The 20,527-nt window shown below is 50.7% G+C and carries 16 protein-coding genes; 8 read left to right on the forward strand and 8 right to left on the reverse strand.

Features of this window, described 5'->3' with window-relative positions; all coding sequences use genetic code 11:
• The first annotated feature begins 21 nt into the window (after nt 1-21).
• Nucleotides 22-492, forward strand: a complete 471-nt coding sequence (locus tag QP938_12900) for a hypothetical protein (GenBank protein WIO74180.1) — start codon at nt 22-24, stop codon at nt 490-492.
• Nucleotides 493-599: 107 nt separating this feature from the next.
• The gene (locus QP938_12905) at nt 600-3,260 is read left to right on the forward strand and encodes a TonB-dependent receptor (protein WIO74181.1); all 2,661 of its coding nucleotides are present in this window, start codon (nt 600-602) and stop codon (nt 3,258-3,260) included.
• Nucleotides 3,261-3,302: 42 nt separating this feature from the next.
• Here the strand turns inward: QP938_12905 and QP938_12910 are convergent, their stop codons facing one another.
• From QP938_12910 to QP938_12935, 6 genes are all read right to left on the reverse strand, one after another.
• A complete protein-coding gene (locus tag QP938_12910; protein ID WIO74182.1) occupies nt 3,303-4,448 on the reverse strand; it encodes a tetratricopeptide repeat protein in 1,146 nt (381 codons plus the stop codon).
• Nucleotides 4,449-4,642: 194 nt separating this feature from the next.
• Nucleotides 4,643-5,707 (reverse strand): fructose-bisphosphate aldolase class II, encoded by a 1,065-nt coding sequence (gene fba, locus QP938_12915; protein ID WIO74183.1) that lies wholly within the window; start codon nt 5,705-5,707, stop codon nt 4,643-4,645.
• A 215-nt stretch (nt 5,708-5,922) separates the two neighbouring features.
• On the reverse strand, nt 5,923-7,086 hold the full coding sequence (locus tag QP938_12920; GenBank protein WIO74184.1) for a phosphoglycerate kinase: 1,164 nt from the start codon (nt 7,084-7,086) through the stop codon (nt 5,923-5,925).
• 210 nt (nt 7,087-7,296) lie between these two features.
• Nucleotides 7,297-8,307, reverse strand: a complete 1,011-nt coding sequence (gene gap / locus QP938_12925; GenBank protein WIO74185.1) for a type I glyceraldehyde-3-phosphate dehydrogenase — start codon at nt 8,305-8,307, stop codon at nt 7,297-7,299.
• 96 nt (nt 8,308-8,403) lie between these two features.
• Nucleotides 8,404-10,419, reverse strand: coding sequence for a transketolase (gene tkt, locus QP938_12930; GenBank protein ID WIO74186.1), 2,016 nt, complete (start codon nt 10,417-10,419; stop codon nt 8,404-8,406).
• Between the two features lie 203 nt (nt 10,420-10,622).
• The gene (locus QP938_12935) at nt 10,623-11,462 is read right to left on the reverse strand and encodes a 23S rRNA (adenine(2030)-N(6))-methyltransferase RlmJ (GenBank protein ID WIO74187.1); all 840 of its coding nucleotides are present in this window, start codon (nt 11,460-11,462) and stop codon (nt 10,623-10,625) included.
• Between the two features lie 277 nt (nt 11,463-11,739).
• Here QP938_12935 and QP938_12940 point away from each other — a divergent pair, with 277 nt between their 5' ends.
• The 5 genes from QP938_12940 to metF all read left to right on the forward strand — a co-directional run bounded on the left by QP938_12940 (nt 11,740) and on the right by metF (nt 17,026).
• The gene (locus QP938_12940) at nt 11,740-12,720 is read left to right on the forward strand and encodes a metalloregulator ArsR/SmtB family transcription factor (GenBank protein ID WIO74188.1); all 981 of its coding nucleotides are present in this window, start codon (nt 11,740-11,742) and stop codon (nt 12,718-12,720) included.
• Between the two features lie 204 nt (nt 12,721-12,924).
• Nucleotides 12,925-14,082: a methionine adenosyltransferase gene (metK, locus tag QP938_12945; protein WIO74189.1), complete on the forward strand. Its 1,158-nt coding sequence runs from the start codon at nt 12,925-12,927 to the stop codon at nt 14,080-14,082.
• Between the two features lie 71 nt (nt 14,083-14,153).
• Nucleotides 14,154-14,513: a four helix bundle protein gene (locus tag QP938_12950; protein ID WIO74190.1), complete on the forward strand. Its 360-nt coding sequence runs from the start codon at nt 14,154-14,156 to the stop codon at nt 14,511-14,513.
• Between the two features lie 74 nt (nt 14,514-14,587).
• Nucleotides 14,588-15,958 (forward strand): adenosylhomocysteinase, encoded by a 1,371-nt coding sequence (gene ahcY / locus QP938_12955; protein WIO74191.1) that lies wholly within the window; start codon nt 14,588-14,590, stop codon nt 15,956-15,958.
• Nucleotides 15,959-16,183: 225 nt separating this feature from the next.
• A complete protein-coding gene (gene metF / locus QP938_12960; protein ID WIO74192.1) occupies nt 16,184-17,026 on the forward strand; it encodes a methylenetetrahydrofolate reductase [NAD(P)H] in 843 nt (280 codons plus the stop codon).
• 341 nt (nt 17,027-17,367) lie between these two features.
• Here the strand turns inward: metF and QP938_12965 are convergent, their stop codons facing one another.
• Nucleotides 17,368-18,627 carry a TlpA disulfide reductase family protein gene (locus QP938_12965; GenBank protein WIO74193.1) on the reverse strand — a complete coding sequence of 420 codons (1,260 nt, stop codon included), beginning with the start codon at nt 18,625-18,627 and terminating at the stop codon, nt 17,368-17,370.
• A gap of 252 nt (nt 18,628-18,879) precedes the next feature.
• Between QP938_12965 and QP938_12970 the strand changes: the two genes are divergently transcribed.
• Nucleotides 18,880-20,042, forward strand: a protein-coding gene (locus QP938_12970; GenBank protein WIO74194.1) for an IS3 family transposase whose coding sequence is annotated in 2 segments (ribosomal slippage) — nt 18,880-19,135 and nt 19,135-20,042 — 1,164 coding nt in all. Because the reading frame shifts where the segments join, the coding sequence is not laid out codon by codon here.
• Here the strand turns inward: QP938_12970 and QP938_12975 are convergent.
• Nucleotides 19,970-20,491 (reverse strand): DUF4369 domain-containing protein, encoded by a 522-nt coding sequence (locus QP938_12975; GenBank protein ID WIO74195.1) that lies wholly within the window; start codon nt 20,489-20,491, stop codon nt 19,970-19,972. The two genes, QP938_12970 and QP938_12975, sit on opposite strands and share 73 nt — an antisense overlap.
• Nucleotides 20,492-20,527: the final 36 nt, after the last annotated feature.

A 20,527-nucleotide genomic window follows, 5' to 3' on the forward strand; every position in this document is an offset into this window, starting at 1 on the left:
ACGAAATATTGCGTCAATGAAATGACTGTAAAGACACTCTTTATCACAGTAATTTTCACAGCCCTATTCATCGGTGATGCCCCTCTATGCCTGGGCTCTGACGACTCCCCCACCATTCAATCATTAATGTCCACCAAAGAATTCGAACGCTGCGGCCTGAAAAAATTAACTACAGAAGAACTTTCGGCGTTAAACCACTGGCTTATCAAGTACACCGCCAATGAAGCGGAGATCGTTAAGAAAAACTCACAATTCGTCAAAGAATCTGAAGATCAGGTTATTCAGTCAAGAATTATCGGCAAATTCTACGGATGGAAAAAAGGCGCAACGTTTCAACTGGAAAATGGCCAGATATGGGAACAGAGAAACACAACTTACTGGAAAACCAATATGGACAATCCAGAAGTAGTAATAAGAAAAAACCTTATTGGAAATTACGATATGGAGGTTGTCGATGCAAAAAGAAAAATTGGAGTAACCCGAATCAAATAAGAAGTCAAAGTTAATTTTGAGGAATACGGCTTATAGCTCGTCTCAGCTGTGTCATGGGAGCTATTTTCCGGTGCAGTTAATACCAAACTGAACAGGGGTTATACATCATGAAAAAGTCAAAGTTATCGACCTCCATTAGAGTAATACTGGGCGTCGCCTGCACACCAATCCTGTTTTCTCCAGCGGCATTTTCCGCAGATGAAGAAGACCAGGTTTTAGAAGAAGTAGTAATAACCGGCTCGCGAATTATTCGCAAAGACCTTGAAGGCGCTTCTCCGGTTACCATTCTGGATAGACAAACCATTGAGCTATCCGGCACCAACAACGTCAACGAAATCCTGAAAACACTTCCAGCGATTTCCGGCAACATGCTCACACTGGCCACCACAAATGGCGGCGGTGAAGGGACCACAAACGTTACCATGCGGGGACTTCCTGCGACGGCCACTCTGGTCTTAATTAATGGTCGCCGTCTGGCACCTGACGCTGACAGTGGTGAAACACCCGACATCAGCATGATCCCCGTTTCAGCCATTGAACGGATCGAAGTCCTGAAAGATGGTGCATCCGCCATCTATGGTTCTGATGCCATCGCGGGTGTTATCAACTTTATCACTCGTACTGATTACGATGGCCTATCCATCAATGTTGGATACGGGGAAGCAAGCGAAGGTGATTTCGCAAATAAGGAAGCCAGCATAACCTTTGGCAAAACTTTTGACGAAGGACACATTCTCGTTGGCGTCAGCTACGCCGATAACGACCCTGTAAAGTCTCGGGATCGTGACATTTCAGCCGTCACCCAAACCCCTAGCTCCGCACCGCCCTGGGGTAACTTTTTTGTTGAAAGTGTTGATCCGGATAACCTGCTCACGCTCGGTAACGGCTCAATGATCACCAATCCAACCGCCGCCGATTTCAGACCATTCGGGGATGGTGATGCATATAACTATTCGGTAATAACTGACGCGGTGATGTCACAGGAACGGACAAGTGTGTGGGCATCGGGAAGTTATAAAATCACTGACGAAATAGATCTGTTTTTTGACTCATCATTCTCACAAACCGAAGGTGGCTACGACTCAGCCCCGACCCCTGTTTTTACCACCTTTGAATTTCCATCACTAACTATTTCCGCCCTGAATCCATATAACCCCTGGGGTGTTGATATTACTGATGGACGTCGCCGTTTCCTAGAGTTGGGTCCCCGGACAACAAACTTTGAGTATGACAACTTTCGGTTTATCACAGGATTGCGTGGTGAATTTGACAACTCCTGGCGATGGGAGATGGCCTGGAACTTCAATACCGCAGATGGCCTACAGAACAATACCAATATCGTTAATAAGACCCGACTTCAGTTAGCCCTCGGAGATCCAGCCAATTGTACTGCAGTCGCTTCTCAGGGCTGTGTACCTCTCAATATTTTCGGTAGCGGGTTGGCTGGTGCTATCACTCCGGAAATGCAAAGATGGATTCTGGAGGAAACTAACGAGAGCAGCGGGACTGAACTCCAGTCCTGGCACGCTGACTTTTCCGGTGACCTGTTTGAATTAGGGGCCGGGACTGTAGGTAGTGCCTTCGGTATTGAATACCGGGAAGAAGACATTGAATTCAACCCAGACGGAACCACCGCCGCATTTCAGTCCATTGGTAATACCAACTATGGTCCAACATCCGGGGATCGCAGTGTAAAAGAAGTTTACGCGGAATTTCTGGTACCACTGATGGAAAACGTGGATCTGGAATTAGCGACTCGCTATTCAGACTACAGTGACTTCGGCTCGACAACAAATCCGAAAATTGGTTTCAAGTTCCGCCCACTAGACAGTCTATTATTGCGTGCCACTTATTCTGAAGGTTTCCGCGCACCATCACTTCGCGAGCTCTATCAGGGCGCCCAGGAAAACTTCGGCTTCTTCACTGATCCATGTGCAGACGCGGCCAATGTGGGTGTTTTACCGGGTTGTACGGTTCAATCCGACCCGAGCCTGATTCAATTCCTGGCACAGGAAGGGGGTAACACCAGCCTGAAAGCCGAGGAATCTGAAAGTATTACTGCCGGGTTTGTTTGGACACCAGTCGATAACCTCAACTTCAGCTTCGACTATTTTAATGTCAAAACAGACAATGCCATTGATACCAATGCGCAGTTTGTAATCGACCAGAATGCTTTAGGCACATCAGGATTTGTCGATCGCGTTTTACGTACAGGCACAGGCAATATTCAGCTTGTTGACGCTGTTGCCCTGAACCTCGCCTCCCGCGAAGTTACCGGCTTCGACTTTGCAGTCGACTACTCCATTGATACTGACAGTGGTAGCTGGAAATTCAAATGGGAAGGCACCTGGATTGATGAATACCTCAACCAGGCCGACTCATCTTCCGACTTCGTAGATGTGGCCGGGGTCTTTGTTGACGATGCAGCGGCTGGTACTGGCTCAATTCCAGAACTGAAGTACACCCTCAATGCCCTCTGGACATACGAGAACTGGACTGTCAGCTGGACAACAAATTACGTCGACGAACTGGAAGAGCAGGAGTTTCTCGGCGGCGATGTTGTCCATGTCATTGAAGACTGGTGGACACACGATGTCCAAGTTAATTATGAAATGACCGATTACAACACCACCATTACTCTTGGTGCAGACAACATCCTGGACAACCAGGCTCCCAGAGCAACAACCGGCTTTAACGACAATATTGATGCTCGGACCCACAACCTGATTGGTTCCTACTTTTACCTGAAAGCCAGCATTAAATATTAATTCCATAACCACAACCAAAAGGCCCGCTATTGCGGGCCTTTTTTAGTGTTTAATTTTTTCCAGCTTACTTCGGTATCGCTCCTTGATCGATTCCTGACTTGCATATTTCATTGCCAGGGAAAATTGTTTATCTGCAGATGTAAAATCCTTTAGATCGTAAAACATCAGACCCTTTGTGAAATAAAAGACAGATTCGTCAGATTTTAGCCTGATGGATTTTTCCAAATGTTGTAGTGCGGAGTATGGGTCGCCATTCAAGAATGCTTGCTGACTTAACCAGTAATGGTAGTAGGGATTAATTTCCCGATAGTATCGAATTCTTTTCTGGTGATATTCAGCGTTTACAAAATCATGCCAATGTTCATAAAGACTGGCCAGATTACTGTGAGCAGTATAATTTCTACTATCCTCCTCCAGCGCATAAAGATATGCTGCCTCTGACTGTTTATATAGTTGATTGCGTGAATATAGGGCTCCAAGGTTAACCCAGATAGACGACGATTTCGGATCGAGCTGAAGTGCTTTTTTCAAGTATCGATAAGCATCCTTGTAGTTTTTATCTTCCAGAAAACCAATGCCTAAATTACTGTAAAATTGAGCAAAAGCCTCCTGATCACTAATCAAACGTGTGTCGTAATCACTACGGAATTCATCTCGATTGAAATCCACCACATTATCGTAAGCAAACTCTATATCGATATACGCATTGATATGTCGGTTCAGGACAATTACGTCACCACCTTTCATCCAGATAGGCGGCACATCTACCTGCTGAAATGTGACATCCAACTCCGCTTCTCTTGCCAGCGCCACAAATAAATTGGTAAAGGCCAGGCAATTTCCGGTTTTTTTATGGAATGTATCTGATGCGCTGTAAGTTTTCCGGGCATCGTACTCCAGACCCAGCAATCCGTGATCAATCATTCCTGTCAGCAGCGCTTTCGCTCTGCCATTATCCGAGTAACGTTTTGCTGTGACCTGATGTACGAAACTCCTCATTTCATCATCGAGTTTCAGAATTTCGTGATATGGCAGCTCCCACTGCTCCGCCTCCTCCCCAAACAAAGCAGACCCGCTGAGTAATTCATCACGTGTGATTACTGTTCTCTCCGCATAGTGAGGTGAAGTACAGGCCGTAATGAGGCTGCACAGCAGAATCGAAATAATGGAAATAAGTTTGTTATACATAGCAACCCTCTTTTTCTAAGAGTAATTTAGTCGCTTTTTTCTCCCCTTGAGAACGCATGTTTTTTAAAAGTTGCTGGTTTGCTTCGTCGTTTCACTCCTCGCAATGACCTAAAGCAGCTATGCTCAGGCTAAATCAGGGCATAAAAAAACGCCGCTATTTACTGAATGGCGGCGTTTGTTTTGAACAGTAATCCTTACTTGATCTTAGGATCCAGTTCACCGGTTTCGTAGCGATGGAACATAGTTTCCAGGCTGACCGGCTTGATCTTGCTGGCATTGCCGGCAGTGCCGAACGCTTCATAGCGAGCCACACAGATATCTTTCATCGCTTTGGTAGTTGCCATGAGGAATTTGCGCGGGTCAAACTCGGACTTGTTCTGGGCCAGGAAGCGGCGTACTGCACCGGTAGATGCCAGACGCAGGTCGGTATCGATATTAACTTTGCGAACACCGTGCTTGATGCCTTCGCAAATCTGTTCAACCGGTACACCGTAGGTTTCTGGAATCTCGCCGCCAAACTCGTTGATCACAGCCAACCACTCCTGCGGCACAGAAGAGGAACCGTGCATCACCAGGTGAGTGCCCGGAATGCGAGCGTGAATCTCTTTGATACGGTCGATGGCCAGAATGTCGCCAGTAGGCGGACGGGTAAACTTGTAAGCACCGTGGCTGGTGCCACAAGCGATGGCCAGTGCATCCACTTTGGTTTTTTGTACAAAGTCGGCAGCTTCTTCCGGATCGGTCAGCAGCTGGTCGTGGCTCAATTTGCCAACAGCACCAACGCCGTCTTCTTCACCCGCTTCACCGGTTTCCAGTGAACCCAGACAGCCCAGCTCGCCCTCAACAGAAACACCACAGGCGTGCGCCATTTCTACCGCGCGACGGGTTACATCAACGTTGTATTCGTAGCTGGCCGGAGTTTTGCCATCTGCTTCAAGGGAACCATCCATCATTACCGAGCTGAAACCCAGTTGGATTGAACGCTGACAAACATCCGGTGAAGTACCGTGATCCTGGTGCATAACCACCGGAATGTGTGGAAACTCTTCGATTGCCGCCAGAATCAGGTGACGCAGGAACGGAGCTCCAGCGTATTTACGGGCCCCTGCAGAAGCCTGCACGATCACTGGAGAGTCGGTCTGGTCGGCCGCTTCCATGATGGCGCGCATCTGTTCCAGGTTGTTAACGTTAAACGCCGGCACGCCGTAGCCGTATTCGGCAGCGTGATCCAGCATTTGGCGCATTGAGATAAGAGCCATGATTATCTTCCTTTGTAGTCGTTCGACTTGATCGTATTTATCTTTTGGTCGCACGTCGGCCGTTGCACGTCGCACGCTTTTTCCCGTCATTTCCGCAAAAGCGTAAATCCATCTCGCTATTTCGTCATCCACTTGATTAACGAAAGTGGATCCCCGCCTGCGCGGGGATGACGAATCTCGTTGGGATTAGCGTCCGACGTCAGACGTCCGACCACTTATTCCGCTGCTCGCTCTTCCAGAATAGCTACCGCTGGCAGAACTTTACCCTCCACAAACTCCAGGAAAGCACCACCACCTGTGGAGATGTAAGAAACTTTATCAGCGATACCGTACTTGTCTACCGCTGCCAGGGTGTCACCACCGCCAGCAATGGAGAAGCCCTGGTTATTGGCAATGGCCAACGACAGTGCTTTGGTACCTTCGCCAAACTGGTCAAATTCAAATACACCCACCGGGCCGTTCCAGATAATAGTACCGGCTCCCGCCAGAATTTCTGCAAATGCCGCTGCGGTTTGCGGGCCGATATCGAAGATCATATCGTCTTCAGCAACCTCGTCCGCGCCTTTGGTAGTGGCTTCGGCAGATTCAGAGAACTCCTTGCCCACAACCACATCCACCGGCATCGGAATGTTTACTTTCTCCATCAGCGCCTTGGCGTTAGGGATCAAGTCCTGTTCGCAAAGTGACTTGCCTACCGGCTTGCCGGTAGCAGCCAGGAAAGTGTTGGCGATACCGCCACCAACGATCAACTGATCCACTTTCTCGGACAGTGCTTCCAGCACGGTCAGTTTGGTAGATACTTTAGAGCCGCCAACAATGGCCACTACCGGCTTGGCCGGTTGGTGCAGGGCTTTAGCCAGGGCATCCAACTCTCCTGCCAGCAGCGGGCCAGCGCAGGCAACCGGAGCAAATCTGGCCACACCGTGAGTAGAAGCCTGGGCACGGTGAGCGGTACCAAAAGCATCCATCACAAAGACATCACACAAAGAAGCGTAGGCCTTGGACAGCGCTTCGTCGTCTTTCTTTTCGCCCAAATTGAAGCGAACGTTCTCCAACAGAACCAACTCACCTTCGTTCAGCTCAACTCCGCTGCGCCAATCGGTAACTACGGGCACGCTGCGACCGAGCAGCTCACCCATGTGATCAGCCACAGGCTGCAGTGAGTACTGCTGCTCAAATTCACCTTCTGTCGGGCGCCCCAGGTGAGACATTACGATTACCTTGGCACCGGCCTTCAGCGCGAGCTCAATGGTTGGCAGTGCGGCGCGAATACGGGCGTCGGAAGTTACCCTGCCATCTTTTACCGGCACATTCAGATCTTCGCGGATCAATACGCGTTTACCGGCAAGATCCAGGTTGGTCATCAGTTTTACAGTCATTTGTCGTTCTCTGAGAGTTTGTGCAATTCTGGTGATTCGGAACGTTTGGCTGTGGGTCGCACGTCTGACGTCGCACGTCGCACGCTTAATACCGTCCGCATCAAATTCATCTTTTACGTCAGCATCTCGTAGTACCACAACATTCGAGGTCCTTCGAGTTGGTTTTGCTTTTAGCGTGCGACGTCTGACGTGCGACGTGCGACCACTTGCTTAAATCTTCGTATTCCAATACCCCAACACATCCAGCAATCGATTCGCATAGCCCCACTCGTTATCAAACCAAATCAGCACCTTGGCCAGGCGTTTGCCGCTGACCCGGGTCTGGCCGGCATCGACGATTCCGGAACGGCTGTCATGGTTAAAATCGCAGGAAGCCAGTGGCTCTTCGGTGTAACCGAGCACACCACGAAACTGCTGTTCGGCGGCATCTTTGAGAATCTGGTTGAGCTGCTTGGCATCGACATCACTGGCCAGCTGTACCGACAGGTCGATAGCCGAGACATTCACTGTTGGAACCCGCATTGCCTGGGCTTCAAAGCGGCCGGTCAGTTCCGGCAGGATGCGATCTATGCCTCGTGCCAAACCGGTATCCACCGGAATAATCGACTGAACTGCCGAGCGGGTTTTGCGCAGATCGGTGTGATGGTAAGCATCGATTAGCGGCTGGTCGTTCATCGCCGAGTGGATGGTGGTAATAACCCCGTACTCCACCCCCAGTGTATCGTGCAGTGCCTTGATAACCGGTACCACGCAGTTGGTGGTGCAGGAAGCGCCAGACACAATAAGGGACTCAGCGGATAGCAGTGACTCATTGATGCCATAGACAATAGTGGCATCAACTTCAGGCTTGGCGGGCTGCGAAAACAGCACTCGCTTGGCGCCCTGCACCAGATGATGTTCTGCGGTAGCACGATCGTCAAAACTGCCGGTGCACTCCAGCACCACATCGACACCAACATCGCTCCAGGGCAGATCATCGATATTCTCGCGATGGAACATCTGAATGCGATCGTCGTTGACGGTCAACACATCATTGGCCACCGACACCTCGCCCTGGAATCGGCCATGGGTGGAGTCAAAGCGCAACAAGTGGGCAGCCGTTTTACAGTCTGCCAGCTCGTTGATGGCAACAACCTGTAGCTCGCCTTGACGACCACTCTCGTAGATCGCCCGCAATACCGAGCGACCGATACGACCAAATCCATTGATGGCTATGCGCAAAGTGACATCCTCGATGTCATCCTGAAGAGCAAAGCGATGAAGGATCTCAGCGCCACAAGTAAGCCTCGAGATCCTTCGCTATGCTCAGGATGACAGTTATGAAAACAAGCTATTAACCGTCTCGACCACATTTTCGACGGTAAAGCCGAAGTGCTTGAACAGTTCACCGGCCGGTGCGGATTCGCCAAAGCTATTCATAGTGACGCTCTTGCCACCAAAACCGATCCACTTGTACCAGTAGTCACCGTGAGCCGCTTCCACCGCTACGCGACGGGTAACAGAGGCTGGCAGTACCGCTTCGCGGTAATCGGCGCTTTGCGCTGAGAACAGCTCGGCACAGGGCATTGAAACTACGCGTACTTTGCGACCTTGCTCTGTGAGGACATTGGCAGCGTCGACAGCAAGACCAACTTCGGAGCCAGTGGCAATAACGATCGCTTCCGGAGTACCGTCGCAGTCAACCAGGGTGTAGGCACCGCGGGCTACGTCGGCCAGCTGGGCGTCGTCACGAGACTGGTGTGGCAAGCCCTGGCGACTGAAAATCAATGAACTTGGGCCGTCTTTGCGCTCGATCGCCGATTTCCAGGCAACCGCTGATTCAACCGCATCACAGGGGCGCCAGCAGTGCATGTTGGGCGTGGTGCGCAAGTTAGTGATCTGTTCAACAGGCTGGTGAGTGGGGCCGTCCTCACCCAGACCGATGGAGTCGTGGGTGTAAACAAAGATGCTCTGCTGCTTCATCAGCGCAGCCATACGCACCGCGTTGCGGGCGTACTCCATAAATACCAGGAAGGTAGCACCGTAGTTGATGAAGCCGCCATGCAGGGCGATACCGTTCATCATCGCCGACATACCAAACTCACGCACACCGTAGTGAATGTAGTTACCGGATGCATCGTCGGCAGAAACACCTTTGGAACCGGACCAGATGGTCAGGTTGGAACCGGCCAGGTCGGCGGAACCGCCAATCAATTCCGGCAGCAGAGGACCGTAGGCATTCAGGCTGTTTTGTGAGGCTTTGCGGGACGCAATGGTCTCGCCTTTTTGCTGGCACTCTTTGATGTAGGCGTCGGCCTTCTCGGAGAAGTCTGCCGGCAGTTCACCTTTCATGCGGCGCTCAAATTCCGCAGCCAGCTCAGGGTAAGCGGCGCGGTAAGCGTCAAACTTGCTATTCCAGTCAGTTTCCAGGGCAGCGCCTTTCTCTTTTGCGTTCCAGCCAGCGTAAATGTCAGCAGGAACTTCAAAAGGACCGTGGTTCCAGCCCAGAGTCTGGCGAGCCAGTTGAATTTCATCGGCACCCAGTGGTGCGCCGTGACAATCTTCTTTGCCTTGTTTGTTCGGAGAGCCGAAACCGATGATGGTTTTACAGCAAATCAGGGTCGGCTTGTCAGTAACAGAGCGAGCCTCTTCGATGGCTTTTTTCACCGCCTCTCCGTCGTGACCATCAATGGTGTCGATCACATGCCAACCGTAAGAGCGAAAACGCTCTGGAGTGTTGTCGCTGAACCAGGCTGGCGCTTCGTGACTTCCCGCTACTTCACCGTCGATGGAGATACCATTGTCATCCCAGAACGCAATCAGTTTGCCCAGACCCAGAGTACCCGCCAGCGAGCAAGCCTCGTGGGAGATACCTTCCATCAGGCAGCCATCGCCGAGGAAACAGTAGGTGTAGTGGTCAACAACAGCGTGGCTGTCGCGGTTGAACTGTGCGGCCAGTACTTTTTCCGCCAGCGCCATGCCCACCGCATTGGTGATGCCCTGACCCAGTGGGCCAGTAGTGGTTTCGATACCCGGTGCGTAGCCGTACTCGGGGTGACCCGGAGTTTTGGAGCCCATCTGGCGGAAATTTTTCAGCTCTTCGATCGGCAGGTCGTAACCGGACAGATGCAGCAGCGAATAGTGCAGCATAGAACCGTGGCCATTGGAAAGCACAAAACGGTCGCGGTCGGCCCACTCGGGGTTCGCTGGGTTGTGCTGGTAGAAGTCGTTCCAGAGAACTTCAGCGATGTCCGCCATGCCCATTGGGGCACCGGGGTGGCCAGAGTTAGCTTGTTGAACGGCATCCATACTGAGGGCGCGGACGGCATTGGCTAGGTCGCGACGAGTCGGCATTCGGGGTGATCCTCGAGTCGAACGGGTGATCGAATATGACCGGAATCTGGCAACGCCGCATCAGCGGCCAGGACTACCGATGGAGTCCGGTCGTGAAAGGGCGCTATTTTCCCTTAAATGGCCCCATGCAGTCCACCTCGGAGCGGGGCAATCGGACAAGAAGATAGTTTTTTTTGGAAAAAGAGCTGGTCAGATGGCCGGTATCACTCCGGAACCAGCCATTCCACCACCGATTCAGGCTGATCCGACTGGGCCAGTGAGGATTTCAAATAGGGCATCAGATCGGACATTTGCTCAGCCAATTTCCAGGGTGGGTTCATCACCCAAAGTCCCGATCCGGTCATACCATATTCAGGGCTGTCCGGCTGGACACACAACTCTAACTTAAGGATTTTGCGAATGCCCGATTGCACTAATTTTTGCTCGACTCGTTTCACCAGCGCTCTATCCACCACCGGATACCACACCGCGTAAGTACCGGTAGGCCAGCGTTTGTAAGCCGCCAGCAGCCCATCCACCATCTGCTGGTACTCATTGCCCAGCTCATAGGGTGGATCAATCAACACCAACCCCCGTCGCTCCTTTGGCGGCATGGCGGCCTTTAGATGCTGATAAGCGTCGGCCTGAAACACCTTTACTCTTTTATCTTTCCGGTACAGTGCCTGAAGCGGTGCGAAATCCAACGGATTAAGTTCGGTAAGGTGCAAGCGATCCTGAGCGCGACACAAATGGCGAGCCACCTCAGGACTACCGGGGTAGGCCTGCAATTTGCCAGCACTATTAAGCTGCCTCACCGCCGACAGGTAGGGTGCCATCAACTCAGGAACCTCGCTATTCCACATTCGGGCAATACCATCGAGATACTCGCCGGTTCGCTGAGCGCGATCACCCAGCAAGTCGTAGCAGCCTGCACCGGCATGGGTGTCGTGATAGATAAAGGGCTTGTCCTTGGCTTTCAGGGACTCAAGCATCAGACTGAGTACCACGTGCTTTAGAACATCAGCGTGATTGCCGGCATGAAAACTGTGACGGTAGGAGAACATGATGAAAGCTCACTGGAAAGAGGCGCGATTATGCGCTTTTACACCGCTTTTGGTAGCTTTTTCGTTCATGAAAACAGCTTTTTCTGACGCCATTCCAATATCCTTCCGCCTGTTACCCCTTACACCCTCCGACCTGTCATCCTGAGGAGTGAAGCGACAAAGGATCTCTTATTTTGGAAGGCCCGAGATCCTTCGTCGCTTAGCTCCTCAGGACGACAAAGTCGACCTATATCAAATTTTTTTGATATAGGTTTTATGCTCTGTTAATATGCCGCCCATGAATCAGGATCCCCAACTTGCCACCAGTGATCTTGCCAGCCTTTTAAAAGCCGCTGGCGATCCATTGCGCCTGGAGATTCTGCGAATCCTGCAACGCGACTCTTATGGCGTTCTGGAGCTGTGCCAGATTCTGGATCTGCGGCAATCGGCACTGAGTTACCAATTAAAGGTCCTGGCCAAAGCCGGACTGGTAACCACCCGCAAGGAAGCCAATACGATTTTTTATCGACGCGCCTCGGCCACAGGCCCACAGGCAACCCTGCTGGATGAATTGTTTGGCCGGATCGACAAACTCGCATTGCGACCGGAACTGCAGTCGGGAATTGATGCCGTACAGACGGAGCGCACCGAAGCAGCACGAGATTTTTTTGAGCGCAATGCCAAGCGCTTTCATGAGTATCAGGACCTGATTGCCAGCCACAACGATTATGGCGAAGCCATTTGTGGCTTTTTGGACAGTATCGTGCCGGCATCTGCCGATAACGTGCTGGAAGTTGGCCCTGGTGAAGGTGAACTACTGCCAGCCTTGAGCAAACGTTTCAAGAATGTAACTGCACTGGAACTCTCCAGCGAAATGCTTGCCAACTGCCAAGAGCTATCGAGTAAGCAAGCGCTCACAAACATCCAGTTTTTCCACGGTGATACCAGGGAAGCACTGAACGAGGGCATTAGCGCCGATTGCATCACCATCAATATGGTGCTGCACCACACCCCCTCACCGGCAGACGTGTTTGCTGATTTGGGTGGCCTGCTGAACCCTGGCGGCACACTGCTGGTTACCGACCTGTGTCGCCACGACCAGGGCTGGGCCAAAGAAGCTTGCGGCGACCAGTGGCTTGGCTTTGAGCCAGAAGATTTAACCGAGTGGGCATTGGAAGCCGGCTTGAGCGAGGGACAGAGTCAGTACCTCGCATTGCGAAATGGATTCAGAGTGCAGTTGAGGCATTTTGTGAAGGATGGTCGCACGTCGCACGTCTGACGTCGCACGCTTGTTCGCTGCCAACTGCAAGTATCACGCAATCAGCAAGAACGACCCAACTTGCAGGAAACAAAGCGCAGTTTATGAACCTGAGGATTTTAGCGTGCGGCGTCAGACGTGCGACGTGCGACCTCAAGAACAACGGCGCGGTGCATCAAACCAGCACCGGCCACCCGATAACCACAAAGGTGCAGAGGCAATAAAATGACCAAGTACACCGTATTTACTTCGGAATCCGTATCCGAAGGCCATCCCGACAAAATGGCGGACCAGATTTCCGACGCCATTCTCGACGCCATGCTGCAAGACGACCCGGAATCCCGCGTCGCTGTTGAAACCATGGTGAAAACCGGTATGGCAGTGATCGCCGGTGAAGTTCGCACATCCACTTATGTGGATCTGGAAGACATCGTTCGCAATGTGATTCTGGATATCGGTTACAACAGCAGCGATGTCGGTTTTGACGGTGCCAGCTGTGCGGTTCTGAACGCCATTGGTAAGCAGTCCAGCGACATTGCCATGGGTGTAGACGAAGCTGACGATAAGGACCAGGGCGCCGGCGACCAGGGGCTGATGTTTGGTTATGCAACCAACGAAACCGACGTGTTTATGCCAGCTCCGGTTCACTTCTCGCACCGTCTGGTAGAGCGTCAGGCCTATCTGCGCCACCACAAGGTACTCCCTTGGTTGCGCCCGGATGCCAAGAGCCAGGTAACCATGCGTTACGACGAGAACGGCCACCCCTGTGCCGTGGACGCCGTTGTGCTGTCAACCCAACACAACCCGGAAGTCTCCCAGTCCGATATTCGCGAAGCGGTAATGGAAGAGATTATTAAGCATGTGATTCCGGCCGAGCTGCTGCACGCCGCCACCAAGTTCCACATCAACCCGACCGGCCAGTTCATTATCGGTGGCCCGGTAGGTGACTGCGGCCTGACCGGTCGCAAGATCATCGTCGACACTTACGGCGGTATGGCGCGCCACGGCGGTGGTGCGTTCTCCGGTAAAGACCCGTCCAAAGTGGACCGCTCTGCCGCTTACGCCGGTCGCTATGTAGCCAAAAATATCGTCGCTGCAGGCCTCGCCGAGCGCTGTGAAATCCAGGTTTCCTACGCCATCGGCGTTGCCGAACCGACCTCGATCAGCGTGAACACTTTCGGTACCGGCAAGATTCCGGAAGAGAATATCGAAGCACTGGTACGCGATCACTTCGACCTGCGCCCGAAAGGCATCGTCGAAATGCTCGACCTGAAGCGCCCGATCTATCGTAAAACTGCTGCCTATGGGCATTTTGGACGGGAGGATGCGGACTTCACGTGGGAGAAGACGGACAAGGCTGAGATTTTGAGGGCCGCGTTGTAAGTGATTTTGGTCGCACGTCGCACGTCGCACGTCGCACGCTAAAACCATCAGTTCAGGGAGGAACTGAAAGTATGAAGAAATACCAGAAGTTAGTTGTTTGGAAACAGGCTATGGAATTGGCATTGAGTGTGTACAAAAGCACTCAACGGTTTCCTGACGAAGAGAAATTCGGGCTGATCTCGCAAATGCGTAGAGCGAGCGTAAGTATCGCTTCAAACATTGCGGAAGGCGCAGGTCGAGGTAGTGACAGAGATTTCGTCTGCTTCCTCATAATTGCCAGAGGCTCACTGAACGAATTAGAAACTCAGGTTTTATTAGCGATACAACTCGGCTTTTTACAACCACAGGCCGATCTCGAAGACAAAATAGAACACGTCTTCGCCATGCTAAGCAACTTGATAAACAAACTGCAGGATCGCAGTGTCGCCTAATCTGCAGCACGCTCCGCTTTTAGCGTGCGACGTCAGACGTGCGACGTGCGACCTCGAGAAAAGGACACCGAGCTATGAGCAACACCGATTACAAAGTCGCAGATATCAACCTGGCCGACTGGGGCAACAAAGAAATCGCCATCGCAGAAACCGAAATGCCAGCCCTGATGGCTCTTCGTGAAAAATACGCTGCCGAGCAACCGCTGAAAGGCGCAAAAATCCTCGGCTGTATTCACATGACCATTCAGACCGCTGTACTGATCCAGACCCTGGAAGCACTGGGCGCCGAAGTGCGCTGGACCTCGTGCAACATTTTCTCCACCCAGGATCACGCTGCCGCCGCAATCGCTGCCAGTGGTACACCGGTATTCGCCTGGAAAGGTGAGACCGAGGAAGAGTACGAATGGTGCCTGGAGCAACAGATCCTGAAAGACGGCCAGCCTTGGGATGCCAACATGGTGCTGGATGATGGCGGCGACCTGACTGCTATGCTGCACGAAAAATACCCGCAAGTACTGGAGAACGTTCACGGCATCACCGAAGAAACCACCACCGGGGTACACCGCCTGTACGAAATGCTGGAAAACGGCGAACTGAAAGTACCAGCTATCAACGTGAACGACTCTGTAACCAAGTCCAAAAACGACAACAAGTATGGCTGTCGTCACAGCCTCAACGATGCCATCAAGCGCGGTACCGACCACCTGCTGTCCGGTAAAAAAGCCCTGGTAATCGGTTACGGCGATGTGGGTAAAGGCTCTGCCCAATCCCTGCGCCAGGAAGGCATGATCGTAAAAGTGGCGGAGATCGACCCGATCTGTGCCATGCAGGCATGTATGGATGGCTACGAAGTAGTTTCTCCTTACATCGACGGCATCAATACCGGCGAACGCGACTGCATTAACAAAGAGCTGCTGGGCAATACCGATCTGGTGGTAACCACCACCGGTAACGTTAACGTCTGTGATGCCAATATGCTGGCCAGCCTGAAAAGCGGCTGTGTGGTTTCCAATATCGGTCACTTCGACAATGAAATTGATACCGCCTTCCTGCGTAAAAATTACGAGTGGGAAGAAGTAAAACCGCAGGTACACAAAATTTACCGTGACCGGGCCAACAACGATCACCTGATCCTGCTCTCTGAAGGCCGCCTGGTAAACCTGGGCAACGCCACCGGTCACCCGTCGCGCATTATGGATGGTTCTTTCGCCAACCAGGTATTGGCACAAATGTACCTGTGGGAACTGAAATTCGCCGATCAGGACGATACCCGTAAAGCTGAGCTGCTGAAAGTGGAAGTATTGCCGAAGAAACTCGACGAAGAAGTAGCAGCTCACATGGTGCGCGGTTTTGGTGGTGTGATCACCAAACTGACAGAAAAACAGGCCAGCTATATTCACGTGCCAGTTGAAGGGCCGTACAAGCCGGAAAGTTATCGCTATTAATTGAAGGGTCGCGCGTCGCACGTCGCACGTCGCACGCTAAAACCAAGCACCTTGTTTGTCATCCTGAGCGAAGCGAAGGATCTCCCACTTCGAAGCAGAAAAGAGATTCTTCACTTCGTTCAGAATGACAGCACAGAGGGTTTAGCGTGCGACGTCAGACGTGCGATGTGCGGCCAGTCCAACTATTAAATAACTGCGGTCGTTAAGACCCCTACGGACTGACCAATGACCACTGACAATATCAATATCAGCTTCGAATTCTTCCCCCCTCGCACTGACGAAGGCCGGGAAAAGTTAAAAAACGTTCGCGCCGAATTAAACAAACTCGGCCCGGAATACTTTTCCTGCACTTACGGTGCCGGCGGCTCCACCCGCGATAACACCAAAGGTGTAGTACTGGAAATGAAAGGCGAGGGCTACGATATCGCCCCGCACCTCTCTTTTGGCAGCGACAGCGAAGAAACCATTCAGCAGCTGTTGAGCGATTACAAAGATGCCGGCGTTAATCGCCTGGTCGCACTGCGTGGTGACCTGCCTTCTGGCATGGGTGCTCCCAAACCGATCTATGCAGAGCAGTTGGTGGCATTTACTCGCGAGCACTTTGGCGATCACTTTAATATTGCCGTTGCCTGTTATCCGGAAATTCACCCGCAAGCGCCCAGCTATCATCAAGACATCGAATTTCTGAAGCGCAAATTCGATGCAGGCGCAAACTACGGTATTACCCAGTACTTTTACCACGCTGACGCCTATTTTTATTTTGCAGAAGAGTGTGATAAAGCCGGCATTAATCAACCGATTTATCCCGGTATTATGCCGATCACCAACTACCACAATCTGGCGCGCTTCTCTGATGCCTGTGGCGCCGATATCCCACGCTGGATTCGAAAGGGCCTGGAAAGTTGTGGGGAAGACAAAGAGGCGATCAAGGCCTTTGGTTTGGATGTGGTCACCAGCTTGTGTGAACAACTGATTGATGGTGGCGTACCGGGCTTCCACTTTTACACCATGAATCAGGTGGAACCGACCCGGCAGATTATCGAAAATCTGGGCCTTACCGAACAATAGTAGCCCGCATGAAGCGAATGCGTAATGCGGGACAGTGTCCACCATATCCTGCGTTACACTATCGCTCATACAGACTACCCATAGAAGTTCTAATTTAGAGATCCTTCGCTACGCTCAGGATGACAACACCCAGATCTTGTCATCCTGAGCGCAGCGAAGGATCTCAATCTCTTGCAAATACCACATTTACGTCCTCACCCCTACTAAATCACCCGCTCCACCAAACCTCTTATAAGAAGCTGCCAATATTTACAGGTAAAAAAAGGCGCTTATAAATAAGCGCCACGGCAAAGCCCAATTTACTATTGGAGCGGGAAAATCAAATATCTTTTAACTCACAATTACTTTCCAATAACTTTCTCAAGAGCTTTGTGAAGCTCGTCTCCCCGAAGGTTACTGGCAACAATTTCACCCTTATCATTCAGAAGAAAGTTCATCGGTATTCCGCTTACACCATAAAGAAGTGCAGCATCATTATCTCGTCCCTTAAGGTCAGAAACATGAAGCCACGGCATCCCATCCTCTTCGATAGCATTGACCCACTCATCCTTATCATCATCAAGAGATACAGCTAACACATCCAAATATTCGCTGTGATATTTTTTGTACTCCTTGAGGATATGGGGATTTTCAGCACGACAAGGAATACACCAGGATGCCCAAAAATCAACCAACAGATAACGCCCCGGACTCAACAATTCACTGACTGTAACTGGTTCATTGTTTACATCCGGCTGCGTGAAGTTTTTAAATTTATTTCCAGCTTCAACTTCCATTGCCAACTTTTCCTTTAATGCGTTTTTATCCATGTAAGCGGCAAAGGATTTGGCTGCCTGTGAATCCCTAAGGTTTTGGTCGAGACCATCTAAAATCGACTTTTGCTGCTCTTCACTCTCGAAAACCGAGCCGTATCCTCCAGCCATACGATTATCGTGAAGAATAAAGAGCTTTGTTAAATCATCTGTCTTGGGGTCATTTAATTTATTTTTTAGATATTCACTTCTATCCTTCCCAATGGGTCCCATTTTTTTGCTAAGTTCCTGGAATTTTTTAAGAGACTCTGGATCCATGGAATTCATTGGCTTTGTAAAATCAATATTCAGAGCTGAAACTTGCCCCATCAGACCTTCATACTCTTCATCAAAGCGAACCCACAGATCCTCCGTCAAAGCTTTGTACTTATCGTGGACACCAGACCCCTCTACAGACTCTACTGTAAGAACTGTTTTCCCTCTTTTGTTTTTAATAGTTCTGGCTTTGCTACTGTCCAGCTCAGCCAACACCAGGTCAATGTCCGAATTTTCTGCGTAAATCCATCCTGTATAAAGAATTTTTTTATCTTCAAATACAATTTGAGCACGTGCCGGAGGGTTGACTATTTCACCCTCAAAATGAAATTTCCCATCAACCAACTTAGACTTAATACGTTTCTCTGGGGTATTGATATCAAGCTTCTCAAAATCCAGATATATTTCCTGGTCCCGTATTTCTTTTTTAATAACCCCCTCAATACTAAAGTGATCATCGGCACAGGCAGTTGTCAGGCCGCAAAAAGCCGATGCCACAAGCAACGACTTAAAAAATACTGATTTCAATTTCATATTCTCCTCTCCATTAAAAGTGGTGAGATATTCATGTCTCACTATTGATACACGCAGCACCCTTCTGAACACCCTACGGGCAAGCGGAATAATTGAAAAAGCAAGAAAAGGGGCGGCGAGCCGCCCCTGAAAGATAAAAAACTGTTAGAAATCAAAGACCTTTTTAATATCGAGGTACATAACACTGTAGTGGTCTAATAAAACCGGACACCAACTTGGGTGGTAATATCACGCCCCACAGAGAGGTGTTCAATGAGCCAACAACGTCGATCATTTTCAACAGAGTTCAAGCGGGAATCAGCCAGCTTGGTGCTGGATCAAGGTTACTCCATCCCTGAGGCCAGCCGTTCACTGGATGTAGGCCAGTCAGCATTGCGCCGATGGGTAAAGCAGCTTCAACAAGAGCGTGGTGGCATTACTCCAGCCAGCAAGGCGATGACGCCGGAACAACAGCGCATTCAAGAACTCGAAGCACAAGTGAAGCGCCTGGAACAGGAAAAGTCGATTTTAAAAAAGGCTACCGCTCTCTTAATGTCCGACGAGATCAATCGTACGCGCTGATAGACCAGTTAAGTGAGCATGAGCCTGTCGAGGTGGTCTGCCAGGCATTTGGAGTGTCGCGCTCCAGTTATTACGATCATCGGCAACGCCGTTCAATAATTGACGTTGAACGACTGCAACTGCGAAGCCAAGTGTGTCAGTTGTTTGCACAGAGCCGCAGTGCTGCTGGCAGTCGTACTATCACAGATATGATGCGGGAAAGCGGCGTGATAATTGGCCGCTTTAAAGTGAGGCGCTTGATGCGTGAGTCAGGCTTGGTATGCAAACAGCCTGGTCCTCACGCTTACAAGCAGGCAACGGTTGAACGAGTTGATATTCCGAATCAACTTAATCGAGAATTTGATGTTCCAGCACCCAATACAGTTTGGTGTGGTGACATCACCTATATTTGGGCAGGAGGTCGCTGGCACTACCTCGCGGCTGTGATTGATTTGTACCGTCGGCGAGTTGTGGGCTGGAGTTTGGGTTCACAGCCTAACGCTGAGTTGGTTGTTGATGCGTTAGAGAAGGCCTACCAGCAGCGAGGCCACCCTAAAGGTCTCATGTTCCACTCAGACCAAGGGAGCCAGTATGCCAGCCGCTTATTCCGTCAACGGCTATGGCGCTATCGCATAGAACAAAGCATGAGTCGGCGAGGCAATTGTTGGGATAATGCACCTATGGAGAGGCTGTTTCGAAGCTTGAAGTCGGAATGGATTCCGGCAACAGGATACCGATCTTTTGGTGAAGCCAAGCGGGATATTAGCTACTACTTGATGAGCTACTACAACTGCCAAAGGCCTCACCAATACAACGGAGGTATCCCGCCTGTAATGGCAGAGGAAAAACTTAATTTACTGTCCGGAAAGAGTTGACCACTACACTTCAGGTATTTATCGTGGGCAGGTGAGCCGCTTAACTCCGTGACCAAAACACTAAACCCATTCATCGACTTATCCAGCGATACCGACAAATTCATCTCAGTATTGCTCAGGTACAGCGAATCAAACCCGAAGTATTTCCCTTTTTCAAAGTGCAAGCTGGCCTTGGAGGGCGGGTTAGCAATTTCTCCCTTGATTTCAAATTTTCCATCGATAATGCTTCCCGAATAGGTCTTTTTGGGCATCCCCGGGAGTGTTTCCAAAGTAACCGAGATTAACTGATCCGGAATCTCTTTGACCTCACCAGAAAGTACAAAACCGCCAGACGCCATACTCATTTCTGAGAAAGCACCAAGCATAAGAATCAATAACAACCTGCATAGCTTGAACATAACCTTTCCTCCCACTAAAAAAATCAATCCGCTCGCAATAGGCGGTAACACCGCCTCAACCTACGATCCTATATACAATTTAAAAGC

The sequence above is a fragment of the Porticoccaceae bacterium LTM1 genome, from assembly GCA_030252795.1.
In the GTDB taxonomy this organism is placed as follows: domain Bacteria; phylum Pseudomonadota; class Gammaproteobacteria; order Pseudomonadales; family Porticoccaceae; genus SCSIO-12696.